Origin of the sequence: Actinomyces oris (assembly GCF_006546825.1) — a bacterium.
Lineage (GTDB): Bacteria > Actinomycetota > Actinomycetes > Actinomycetales > Actinomycetaceae > Actinomyces > Actinomyces oris.
Window position 1 is genome coordinate 680,982 of record NZ_VICC01000001.1, and the last position, 11,021, is coordinate 692,002.

The following is an 11,021-nucleotide window of genomic DNA, read 5'->3' on the forward strand; positions in this document are numbered from 1 at the left end:
GTGAACGACCATGGCGCCTCAAGCCATGCCGTGAGTGATGGCGTGAACCGCACAGTGAATGACGCCGTCGTGACCGGTGGATCGGGCCGCGGGCGGGCCGCGGAGGCGGAGCCAGGCAGCGACGTGACGCCTGAGCGGGGGAGTGCGCGGCGACGTCGTCGAGTGGTGGCGCTCTCGCCCCGGGACCAGGCGCGTGTGGCCCGCGGTCAGAACCCGGAGGACCTGGCGAGGGCGGACTACGAGCACGACGCCCTCAGCGGTCCCGCGGAGGGGCTCGACGCCCCCGCCCCTGGTGGCACCGGCTCCAATGACGCCCGCCTCCGGCGCGACGTCCCCCCGCACTGGGGCTGATATCGAGCCGCTGCGGGCACGCGGAAGGCCCCGCCGATCATGAGGATCGGCGGGGCCTTCCGGTGATGCGATGCTCAGATCGCTGGGGGACTCAGCGCTTGGTGGCGAGCAGGTCGCGGATCTCGGTGAGCAGCTCGACGTCGGTGACCTCGTTGGCCTCCTCCTCGGCCTTCTGCTTGGCCAGGCGCTCCTTGATCGTGTTCATCGGCATGACAATGGCGAAGTAGACGGCGATCGCGATAAGGATGAAGTTGATGATGGTGGTGACAATCTCACCGGGCATCACGAAGCCGTCAGGGTTGGCGGCGAGCTCCTTGGCGGTGGCCAGGTGGAACGTGTACTTACCGTCCTGGTACAGGGAGAACGCTCCCAGCGAGTCGAAGTTCGGCTGGCCGATGAGCTGACCAATGATGGTCATGATGACCTTGGTAATGGAGTCAACGATCGGCTTGAACGCGCCACCGATGATAACGGCGACGGCGAGCTCGAGGGCGTTGCCCTGGGCAATGAACTCCTTGAATCCCTTGATCATGGCGATCCTTTCTAGCGGCGCGGGCAGACGTCTGCCGGGGGTGCGCCATCGGGGGCTGAAAGTGAGAGTGTCTTGTCATTCGCGTAAGACGTCGCAGCGGCATTACGGGCTCAGCGCAATGCCGAGCGTGCTATTCGTAGCCGCGCCAACGACCAGAGTAGCGCTACTTGCAGGAATAGCCAGTGTGATAAGTGTTACTTTCTTGTGTCCTGTCCATTGCTCACCTTCTCCGACCTGCTGAATCATCACTACTCGGGCTCCAGAACAGAGAACTGTGCTGCGAGTTTCGAAAGGCGCGACAGGTATTCCTTGGGAAATGCTCTGAGAAGACTCCTGAAATCCTGGTGATCCCTGGTCGGTTGGTGAAGAAGGGGTGTCGGAGCCGGTCGAGGAACTCGTTGTCGAGCTGTTCCCCGGGTCTTTCGGTGCGGTGGGGGACTCGGACTGCTCTCCGGGATTCTGTGCCGTCCCGCCCTGAGAGGCGTCGTTCTGCCCCGGCGGCGCCCAGTCCTCAGAGGCCTGCCCGATGATGTCCACCCGCGCGCCGGGGCGCGCCAGCTCGGCTCCGACGTCGATAGGCACCTGGACCAGTCGCTCGTCGTCTCCCAGCTGCTGGGCCAAGGAGCCGCTGGTCATTGAGGCCGTCAGCACCGTGCCCTTCTCCAGGGAGATGGCGGCCCGACTCCCGACCGCCTGCCCCACGGAGGTCAACGGGGACTGGGGGAGGGCGCCGGCCGGAAGGTTGCTGATCGAGACGTCCTGCTCGGTGAGGACCGCTCCGGCGCTGATCGAGCGCGAGGCGACAAGAACCTGCTGCCCGCGTTCGGGGCCGGGACGCAGCACGCTGAGGGCCACCAGGACCGCGGTTCCCAGGCAGAGTGCCACCACCAGGTGGCGATGGCGCCACAGCAGAAGCGATGGACGGCCCCCGGCCCATCCGGTCCATCCGGCCCGGCCACTGGGGCGGGCCGGACGGGAGTCGGAGGCGATGGAGCGCGGCGACCCGCCGTGATCCTGAGGATCCCGAGAGGCGCTGAGAGAGGGGTGGCGGGGCAGTCCGTGGCGAGGTCTCATGTCATCAGGGTCCGGTGGCCGGCGGCCTCCCGGCACGCCCGCTCCTTGGCGTTGTGGACAGAGGGCGCCGCCGGCGAGCCTGTGGCCCCCGGAGGCCCGCGGCGTCGGTGGCTCAGGACTCCGACGACAGGGAGTGCGCCGGTGAGCCGGCGGCCAGCAGGAACCACTCCTGGGCCGTGATGACGGCGTCCACGGGCTCGTCGTGCTCCTCCATCGGCAGCGGCCCGGGCACCAGCTCCTCGGGGTGAAGGATGGCGAAGGTGTGGGCCTCAGGGGAGCGCAGGGGCAGCATGCGGTCGTACCAGCCGCCGCCCTGTCCCAGGCGGCGCCCGGCACTGTCCACGGCCAGCGCTGGAATGATGAGGGCGTCGACCTGGCCGACCGCCTCGGCCGGCAGGGTGGGGCCACTGGGCTCCGGGGGGCGCCTCGGCGCCCGCTCCGCCAGGTCCTCACCTCCCTGGAACAGCCCCCAGCAGCGCGCCAGGCGGGGTCCGAGCACCGGCAGCAGGACCTGGACGCCGCCCTCGTGAAGCCGCTCCAGCAGCAGTCGGGTACAGGGCTCTGCCCCCACGGACACGAAGGCCGCCACCCTCTGTGCGCCGGCCACCGCCTCCAGAGCGTGCTCAGTCAGAGCCTCGCAGTCCGCCGAGTGCCCCTGGGGCGGGTGGTGGTGATGGGCGCGTCGGTGCGCCCGCAGCACCTTGCGCAGCTCGTCCTTGGCGTCGTCGAGCTCGAGTCGGCCCGTGTCGGGAAGGTCCAGCGCGCCGGTCGTCATGGTCCCATCCTCGCAGGTGATGACGCGTCGTGTCTGAACCGTTCGTCCCGGCGGGGCACGGCGCATGTCGTCAACCTGACGGTAACCTGAGTGCCATGAGAACAGTGGCCGAGCACCTGGCCGCCTGCCTGGAGATCGCCCAGGCGGCAGCACCCCTCGACGTGGTCCTCCCCGACGCCGTCGGATGCGTCCTGGCCCAGGACGTCGCCGCCGGAATCGACCTGCCCGCCGTGGACCTGGCTGGACAGGACGGCTACGCGGTCATCGCCCAGGACGTTGCCGAGGCTGATCGCCACAACCCGCTCGTGCTCGACGTCGTCGACGCGGTGCGCGCCGGCGACATGCGCCCCTGCCACCTCGTCTCCGGTGCCGCCGTCCTCATTGACTCCGGCGCCCCCATGCCGCTGGGCGCCGACGCCGTCATCCCCTGGGCCGACACCGACCGCGGCGAGTCCCGGGTGACCATCCACCGCGCCGTCGCGGCCGGCGACAATGTCCGCCGCCGTGCCGAGGACGTGAAGTCGGGCACGACTGTCCTCAAGCGAGGCTCGCGCATCAGCGCCCGCCATGTGGCCCTGCTGGCGGGCCTCGGGATGCACCGGGTGCGCGTGCGCCCCGCCCCGCGCGTCGTCGTGGTCTCCATCGGGGACGAGCTGGTCGAGCCCGGCCAGTCCCGCGAGGCCGGGGACGTCTTCGACGCCAACGGCCACGCCCTGGCCTGCGCGGTCACCGACGCCGGCGGCCAAGCCTTCCGGGTGGCCGCCGTCCCCGACGAGCTGCGCGCCCTGGCCGACACCATCGAGGACCAGCTGGTGCGCGCCGACGTCCTCATCACCACCGGGGGCTTGAGCGTCGGGCAGGGCGACACCGTCAAAGACGTTCTGGCCCCCCTGGGCTCGGTGCGCTTCGACGCCGTCGCCATGTCCCCGGGCCGCCAGCTCGGCGTCGGGACGGTCGAGGGCACCCCGATCTTCTGCCTGCCCGGCGACCCGGTCAGCGCCCAGATCGCCTTCGAGACCTTCGTGCGCCCGGTCCTGCGCCAGATCGCCGGACGCACCTCCCTGCACCGCTCCAGCCTGGCGGCCACCATCTCCGAGGGCTGGCACTCCCCGAGCGGCAAGCGCGAATTCGTCCCCGTGCACGTCAGCGGCTCGCCATCCCGCGGATACCGCGCCGAGCCGACGGCGCCGCCGGGCACGGTCCGACTGCACGGCCTGTCCGAGGCCAACGCCATCGCCGTCGTGCCCGAGGACACGAGCACCGTGGTGGCCGGTGACACCCTCCACTGCCTTCTGCTGGACGCCTGATGTCCGACTCTGCCCCGACGACGCCCGCCGACTCCCTCGGCGGGGAGCTGCGGCGGGCCATCGCCGGCCTGCTGCTCGGGGCCGGGATGCCGGCGCGCTTCACCTGGCCGGTACGCCTCGAGCCTGAGGCCGCCCTGGGGGAGCGGGAACCCGGTGCCACGCAGTCGCCCGAGCGCCCCTCAGTCGTTGTGCGCGAGCTGCGGGCCGAGGATGAGGCGCCCTGGAGGGCGCTGCGGCTGGCGGACAACGACCGGCTCGCTCCCTGGGAGGCCACCTTGCCGGCCGGTGGCGGGGAGACGCTGAGCACCTTCCCGGTCTTCCTGCGTCGCCAGACGCGCCGGGCCAGGCTCGCCGAGGCGATGCCCTTCGTTGTCGAGGTCGACGGCGCCTTCGCCGGCCAGATTGCCGTCGACCCGATCACTTGGGGGGCCACGCGCAGCGCCCAGGTCGGCTACTGGATCGGCTCGGCCTGGCAGGGCAGGGGGATCATGCGCCTGGCGGTGGCCCTCGTCCTGGACCACCTGCTGGGGCCGGTGGGGCTGCACCGCGTGGAGATCAACGTGCGCCCCGACAACGAGCGGAGCCTGGCCCTGTGTCGCGGTCTCGGGCTGCGCGAGGAGGGGTTGCGTCGCGGCTACATGCACATCAACGGCGCCTGGGCCGACCACGTCTCCTTTGCAGCCCTCGCCGAGGAGGTCCACGGGCCCGAAGGTGCCAGATTCGAGCAGCGACTCGCGCGCGGGTGACCGTTTTTCACGGCGATCGCGCCGGTGGGGGTGGGGTGCTCGCGGGGGAGCGGCGGGTGTGCCGACGGCGCGTTCGGGCAGGCTGTCTGCCGGTCGGTCACGGCGTGCCCAGAGAGGCGGAAGAAACGTGTGTGACTCATGTGGTGACAGGGGTGTCGTACTGACAGTGTGACGTCGTGAATCCCAGGTATTTCGAAGGAAAGCCGGAGTGTTCCTGCGCGGGGACGAGGGCAGGCGCACTTACGGTTGCGGTGTGGGAATCGAGATCTGGGCAGTCATCGCCCTCATCACGGTTCTCTCCGTGTACCTCCTTCCGCTTTTAGTGGGGCGCCGCGAGATGGCTCGCCGCTCCAACGTCCAGGACCGCTACTCGGCTGAGCTGCGGGTCCTGGCCACGGGTGCGGCCGCCGTCGAACGCGACGACACCTGCGCGAACAGTGGGCATGCGGAGATCTTTCGACGTCGACCGGAGGTGAGGGTGATGAACAGGCCCGCCGTGAGGAATGTGCGCGCCCTGCGCACCGAGCGCGAGCTCGACCGTGCCCGCCAGGTTCACGCCCAGGGGCGTGAGCGCCGCCGGGTCGCCGCCTCGCACCGTGGGATCGTCGCCAGCGTCCTGCTCGGAGTCACGCTCGGCGCCTGGGTGCTGGGCCTGGTCACCGCGCTGCCCTGGTGGCCCGCCCTGCTGCCCTCCGCCCTGCTGGGGGCCTCGATGGTGGCCGGGCGTCGCGCCGCTCTGGCCTCGGCCGCGGCGGACCGCCGTGAGCGCCGCCGCATCGCCGAGCTCGAGCAGACTCTGGTGACCCTGACCGGCCGGCGCTCCTCGGCCTCGGTCGTGGCCGCGCCCCGCTCCGTCGTCGACGGCCCTCGCAGCGCCTCCAGCGGTGCGGTCAGTGCTGTCAGCGCCAGTGCGGCGTCGCCGGCCGTGTCCGCGGTGTCGGCCGAGTCTGTCGAGGCCGCCGGCGAATCCGGCGCGCAGGACTCCTTCATCGAGCGCCTCACCCGCGAGGGCGGCCAGCGCCCGGCCGCGCGCTCGGTGTCTGCCGAGTCGGCTGGGTCCACTGAGTCCGCTGTGTCCGCCGAGCCCGTCGCCGGCAGCCCCTCCGAGGCGACCGGCACCACTGCTGCCCGTCCCTCCCGAGCCGTCGACTCTGAGGAGGAGCGCCTGGCCAGGCTCGACGCCGACCTCGATGACGAGACCGCCGCCGCCATCGCCGCTGAGCGTGAGGCGACCCGCCGCGCCTCGGTGTACGTGCCCTCCCGCCACGCTGGCCGGGTCACCCGGGACATGGGCGTGCGCGAGGCGGTCTCCCGCGACGGCGACGAGGAGAGCTCGCCGCGCACCAAGGACTTCGTCGCCTCCCTGCCTGCCTCGACCTCCCGCAGTCTGTCCGGCTGGGGCAAGCTCTTCGCCGAGGCGAGCGCCATTGAGCAGGAGGCTCAGGAGCGCGCCGCTGCGGCCCCCTCCCCGCAGGTCGCCGCTGAGCCGGCTCGGCGCGCTGCCGACTCTGCTCCCCAGGCTGTCTCCCGCACTGCTTCAGAGCCTGCCCCCACGGTCGCCCGCCCGCAGGCCCCCGCTGCCGCTGCCCCGGCGGCGACGGAGGGAGTCGTCAAGGAGGAGGCGACGACGTCGACCCCGCCCCAGGGTTGGCGACCGGTCCACGTCCCCGCTCCGACCTACACGCTGGCGGCCCGCGCACCCCGGCGCTCCTACGCCGACCCAGTGGTTGACCCAGGCACCTCCGCACCGGTGCCCGCCCGCCCGCAGTCGGCCCGCGGCTACATTCCCGCTCCTGTGGAGGATGAGGAGGAGCTCTTCCACCCCATCGACCTCGACGCGATCCTCGAGGGGCGGCGCGCAGCCGGCGAGTAGCGCCGGGCGCTCCCGCGGCACGCCGCCGGGCGACCCGGGTGCGGTGGGCGGGCTCACCGCCACCGAACTTGCCACGACTCCCGGCGGCGATGCTAGGATCGGTCCGCACTTGGGGCTATGGCGCAGTTGGTAGCGCGTCTCGTTCGCAATGAGAAGGTCGGGGGTTCGAATCCCCCTAGCTCCACCACCTCGAAGGTCTGCCCCGCCAGGAAACTGGCGGGGCAGACCTGTTTCCGCGGTGACTTCGGACAGGGCATCGATGCTGGTGTGGGCGAGGATGCTGGCGGCGATCTGCTCGGGGGTGTAGGTGGCGTTCTCTTCGTCGTCGATGGTGATGCGGGTGAACAGGGCGCGGTTGAGGATGCGTCGTTCGGCGGGTTCGCACTTGTTGTAGAGGTCGTCGAGGTCGACCAGGAGTTCGGTGAGCCGGTCCAAGCCCGTTCGGGCGTCGGCGTAGGTGTCGGTGAGGTTGTCGAGCCGTGTGCTGATCTGGTCGAGGCTGGCGCGGATGCGGTCTTGCTCGCTTCTTGAGGAGGTCGAGTGGGATCGCGTCGGCGTAGTGGGCCTGGACGAGCTTGAGGCGTTCGGCTTCGAGCTGGTCGAATACGTCGTTGAGGACCTTCCGGACGTGCTCAGCCTGGGTTGGGCTGAGGGATTTGCGCTGGTAGGTGTGTTCGATCTCGGCTTCGGCGCGTTCGGCGAGGATCGCGGAGCGAGTGCAGTTGGTGGTCTTGCGGCGTCGTCCGGAGCAGGTGAAGTGCTCGTAGCGGTCCCCGGCCTTGTCGCGGGGGTGTTCGATCATGAGCTTGGCTCCGCAGGCGCAGTACAGGGTGCCTTTGAGGTAGTGGTCGTACTTCTGGGGTCGTTCGCCACGGGCGTTGTTGGTGTCGAGGTTGGTTCGGACCCGCAGCCACGTCTCCGCGTCGACGAGGGGCTCGTGGGTGCCCGTAGGTGACGCCGCGGAAGGTGACGGTGTCCTGGTAGTAGGGGCTGGTCAGGATCTTGTGCAGCCCGGTGGTGGTGACTGGCTTGGCCGGCTGCGAGGGCGTGGGCCGGGTGGTCAGGCCACGGGCTGTCAGTTCCTTGGCCAAGCGCGACAGGGACCAGTCCCCGGTGGCGTAGCGGTGAACGCGAAACGGACGAGGTCGGCGCGTTCGGGGTCGACTTGGATCACGCGGGACTCGCGTCCTCGGGCGTCGGTGGTGCGGACGTTGAGGTAGCCCAGAGGTGCTTTGGTGGAGGTGCCGCCGATGGCGCTTTCTGGGTCATGCCTTTGAGGACTTCTTGGGCCAGGTTCAGCGAATAGAACTCGGCCATGGAGGCCAGGATGCCGTGCATCATCATCCCTGATCCCTGAGGGGGTCTCGTCGATGTTCTCGGTGACCGACACCAGGCTGATGTTCGCATCCTGGACTGCTAGGTGTTTTTTGGACACTGCTTGTTTGGGGTTTCAGGCTGCCTTGGTTAGGCCCAGTAATTCTTGCTCGACCTCGTTAGGTGTGCGGTATCCCAGGGCTGAGTGAAGGCGTATGTGATTTTATCTCAGCTCGACCCGCGAGACAATATCGTTGATCGCCTTGTCCTTCGTGGGATACACCATTCTATACCCCCTTTCGTTCTTGAGCGTGGCATTGAAGAATACCGCCCAGGCATTGTCCCGGCACACTCCGGTACGCCCCACGGACGGACGGATGCCATAGTTCTTCAGGTGGTCCAGGAACTTCTGAGACGTGTACTGACTGCCCCGGTCGGAGTGAAAGACTGTCATACCTTTCTCAACCGGGCAGCGCCTGGCTGCCATGTCGATGGCCTCACACACCAGTGAGGTGCACATATGATCGGCCATCGCGTACCCCACGACCTTCTTGGTGCAGCAGTCCAGAACAGTGGCAAGATAGACGAATCCGGCCCATGTGTTGATGGAAGTGATGTCCCCGCACCACTTACGCCCAGGCTCGTCGGCGGTGAAGTCCTGCCCCACCAGGTCGGGGCGCTCATCGAGGTCCTCGGCCGGCACGGTGGTACGGACCTTCGCCCGTGGCTGCGCGGCTTCAAGGCCCAGCTCCCTCATGATGGAGCGGATCGTGGCGCCATCCACCCTCACCCCACGCCTCTCCAGATAGGCCTGGATCCTTCGGTACCCGTAAGTGCCGTCGGAGTCCTTAAAAACGTCCTTGATGTTGATACTGAGCTCTTTTCTTTTCGCTCTGGTGATGGACTCAGGTCGGTCGCGCCAGGAGTAGTAGCCGGACCGTGAGGCACCGGCCCACCGGCACATTGAGGAGATGGGATAGTGGCCTTCTTCGCGGTTGATGACCTCGTAGCGCTCGGTCACGGTCGTTCCTTGGCGAAGAAGGTGGCTGCTTTTGTCAGGAACTCGTTCTCCTGACGCAGCTCCCTGTTTTCCGCTCTCAGCTTCGCGATCTCGGCTGACTCGAAGGTTTTCTTGTGGTCCTGGTCGGTGGCATGATCTTTTCTGTATCTGGCGACCCAGTTCCCCACCGTCTGGGCCACAAGATCGTACGAGGCGGCTATCGAGGCTATCGTGCGGTCCTTCTCAATGACCTCGCACACGACCTGGGCCTCGAACCCCTCCGAGTGTTTCGCTGCTGGCATGGCCTCCATCCTATCGACTCACGGGAAGAAAAACTCCCCCAGTCCGAGAAACACCACGCACTCCATCCCGTAGTGCGGCGTGGATCTTGGCGTCATCGATCCGGTTGCGGGCGAGGCGGTCGACCTTGTTGATGATGCAGTACCGCACGGGGTGTGTGGTGGCGTAGTCGAGCATCTCTTGGAGCGCACGTCGTTGTGCGGTTTTGGCGGACTCGCCGGGCTCGATGAACTCCTTGATGATGACGGCGCCGAGATGTTCGGCCTTGCGCTGCGCGGCTTCGCGCTGGGCTGGGATCGACATGCCCTCTTCCAGCCCGTTGCGGGTGGCCTGATCCTTGGTCGAGACCCGCAGGTAGCTGATCGCCGCCACCTGCCCCTTAGCCCCGGTCGCTGTGGCGTCTGGGCGTGGTGTGGTGCGGGCGAGTCGTTGAAGGCCTGGGACGTCGAGGCCGGAGAACTGATCGAGTGTCATGGTGACTGCCTTTCACAAGCCCCCACATAACTGGGGGCGGGTGGGGCGCTGGAGGCGGTCACGTCAGAGTCGAAAAGAACACCCCGCGAACGGGGCTTAGCAAGGCAGGTGCCAACAACACCGAACTTGACGTGGGCCCAGTTTAGCGATCGGCTACGAGCAGGCGACGAAGATGGGCACCGGACTGACCGCCGGGCTGGTCGCCAGCGGTGCGCAGCGCGATCCGGATCAACACCTCGGCAACCTTCGCAGCCTCGATCTCCTCACGCGGCTCATACCGGACGCACAGGGGCCGATCCGCCTCGACTCGGGCCGTGGCGCGGCGGTACCGGCGCACCATCCTCAACCACCCTCACGGCCCGACACGTTGTCACGAACCTCACCGGTCGCCGGGTCGATCCGCTCATCCAGGCTGGCGTAGAAGGCGTCTTCAGCAGCCTGGCGTTCGTTGACTTGGTCGATGACGTGCTGGACGAAGTCGGAATCCCGGTCAGTGATCACCGACTCCTCGTGAGTGGGCTGGGGTTCTTCGCCGGGCCAGGTGGTCTGTCGGGTGGGATGGTCTCGGTCGAGGCGGGTGTCGGAGGCCGTGACCCAGTCGCGTAGGCGGTGGCGGGCGTCGGCGAAGTCGCGGTGCCAGCCCAGGGGTGCGGAACCGTTTTGCTCGGGGTCGTAGGCGCACAGCCAGTGCAGGTGCAGCGCGGAAAGTTCCCAGACCAGTTCGGGGTGGCGGTGCCAGTACGGCGGGACGACCGAGGCAGGCAGTCCGTAGGTGTGGCGAAGCCAGTCGACCCACCGGTTCAGCTCCAGCAATTCTGTTTCCAGTTCCTGCGCCGACAGTAGGTTCCAGTTGATCGGGTGCGGTGGCTCGGGCAGGGCATTGGCGTCGAACATGTCGGGCTGGTCGTCGAGGATGCTGGGGTCGTCGTACTGGTCGTCGGGATCGGGGCCGTGACTGCTCATGATCGGTCCGCCCGGGTCACATGCTGAGGCTGTCGGCAGCAGGCGTGGCCTGGTGGTGCTGGGGTGGTTCGAAGGCCTGTCCAGCCGGCTGACGCTTGAGAGCTTGGCGGGGTGTGCGGTCGACGTCGTAGCGGGTGCGGGCGGTGTCGTGGCCGATCTTCTAGGCGACGAATTCTTCTCCCTCGATATGGTGGAGTGCGTGGTGTTTCTCGGACTGGGGGAGTTTTTCTTCCCGTGAGTCGATAGGATGGAGGCCATGCCAGCAGCGAAACACTCGGAGGGGTTCGAGACCCAGGTCGTGTGCGAGGTCAT

Annotated in this window: 13 protein-coding genes, 1 tRNA gene and 1 pseudogene; 7 read left to right on the forward strand and 8 right to left on the reverse strand. The window is 68.2% G+C overall.

Translation table 11 applies throughout. From position 1 onward, the window contains the following. Window positions 1–42: 42 nt before the first annotated feature. A complete protein-coding gene (locus FK267_RS02815; protein WP_232622503.1) occupies window positions 43–351 on the forward strand; it encodes a hypothetical protein in 309 nt (102 codons plus the stop codon). A gap of 91 nt (window positions 352–442) precedes the next feature. On the opposite strand, the gene mscL is transcribed toward FK267_RS02815, so the two are convergent. From mscL to FK267_RS02830, 3 genes are all read right to left on the reverse strand, one after another. Further along, window positions 443–883, reverse strand: coding sequence for a large conductance mechanosensitive channel protein MscL (gene mscL, locus FK267_RS02820; RefSeq protein WP_141406190.1), 441 nt, complete (start codon window positions 881–883; stop codon window positions 443–445). Window positions 884–985: 102 nt separating this feature from the next. Next, window positions 986–1,771: an SAF domain-containing protein gene (locus FK267_RS02825; protein WP_141406276.1), complete on the reverse strand. Its 786-nt coding sequence runs from the start codon at window positions 1,769–1,771 to the stop codon at window positions 986–988. A gap of 298 nt (window positions 1,772–2,069) precedes the next feature. Further along, window positions 2,070–2,732: a 5-formyltetrahydrofolate cyclo-ligase gene (locus FK267_RS02830; protein WP_141406192.1), complete on the reverse strand. Its 663-nt coding sequence runs from the start codon at window positions 2,730–2,732 to the stop codon at window positions 2,070–2,072. A gap of 95 nt (window positions 2,733–2,827) precedes the next feature. Between FK267_RS02830 and FK267_RS02835 the strand changes: the two genes are divergently transcribed. The 5 genes from FK267_RS02835 to FK267_RS13570 all read left to right on the forward strand — a co-directional run bounded on the left by FK267_RS02835 (window position 2,828) and on the right by FK267_RS13570 (window position 7,189). Beyond that, window positions 2,828–4,039, forward strand: a complete 1,212-nt coding sequence (locus tag FK267_RS02835) for a molybdopterin molybdotransferase MoeA (RefSeq protein ID WP_141406194.1) — start codon at window positions 2,828–2,830, stop codon at window positions 4,037–4,039. After that, window positions 4,039–4,785, forward strand: coding sequence for a GNAT family N-acetyltransferase (locus tag FK267_RS02840; RefSeq protein ID WP_141406196.1), 747 nt, complete (start codon window positions 4,039–4,041; stop codon window positions 4,783–4,785). The genes FK267_RS02835 and FK267_RS02840 overlap by 1 nt, the downstream gene beginning before the upstream one ends. A 253-nt stretch (window positions 4,786–5,038) precedes the next feature. Then, a complete protein-coding gene (locus FK267_RS02845) occupies window positions 5,039–6,658 on the forward strand; it encodes a type II secretion system protein (protein WP_232622504.1) in 1,620 nt (539 codons plus the stop codon). A gap of 111 nt (window positions 6,659–6,769) precedes the next feature. Further along, a tRNA-Ala gene (locus FK267_RS02850) sits at window positions 6,770–6,845 on the forward strand. 80 nt (window positions 6,846–6,925) lie between these two features. Beyond that, window positions 6,926–7,189: a hypothetical protein gene (locus FK267_RS13570; RefSeq protein ID WP_232622505.1), complete on the forward strand. Its 264-nt coding sequence runs from the start codon at window positions 6,926–6,928 to the stop codon at window positions 7,187–7,189. 196 nt (window positions 7,190–7,385) lie between these two features. On the opposite strand, the pseudogene FK267_RS13825 reads toward FK267_RS13570, so the two are convergent. From FK267_RS13825 to FK267_RS02880, 5 genes and pseudogenes are all read right to left on the reverse strand, one after another. Further along, window positions 7,386–7,460, reverse strand: a pseudogene (locus tag FK267_RS13825) (hypothetical protein); the annotation flags it as partial. A 735-nt stretch (window positions 7,461–8,195) separates the two neighbouring features. Continuing rightward, on the reverse strand, window positions 8,196–8,993 hold the full coding sequence (locus FK267_RS02860; protein WP_170198570.1) for an IS3 family transposase: 798 nt from the start codon (window positions 8,991–8,993) through the stop codon (window positions 8,196–8,198). Beyond that, entirely contained in the window at window positions 8,990–9,274 is a 285-nt protein-coding gene (locus FK267_RS02865) for a transposase (RefSeq protein ID WP_170198571.1), read from the reverse strand. The genes FK267_RS02860 and FK267_RS02865 overlap by 4 nt, the downstream gene beginning before the upstream one ends. A 10-nt stretch (window positions 9,275–9,284) precedes the next feature. Further along, a complete protein-coding gene (locus tag FK267_RS02870; RefSeq protein ID WP_141406206.1) occupies window positions 9,285–9,746 on the reverse strand; it encodes a recombinase family protein in 462 nt (153 codons plus the stop codon). Window positions 9,747–10,088: 342 nt separating this feature from the next. After that, window positions 10,089–10,709, reverse strand: a complete 621-nt coding sequence (locus FK267_RS02880) for a hypothetical protein (RefSeq protein ID WP_141406208.1) — start codon at window positions 10,707–10,709, stop codon at window positions 10,089–10,091. Here FK267_RS02880 and FK267_RS13475 point away from each other — a divergent pair. Beyond that, window positions 10,708–10,947 (forward strand): hypothetical protein, encoded by a 240-nt coding sequence (locus tag FK267_RS13475; protein ID WP_198498127.1) that lies wholly within the window; start codon window positions 10,708–10,710, stop codon window positions 10,945–10,947. The genes FK267_RS02880 and FK267_RS13475 overlap by 2 nt on opposite strands. Window positions 10,948–11,021: the final 74 nt, after the last annotated feature.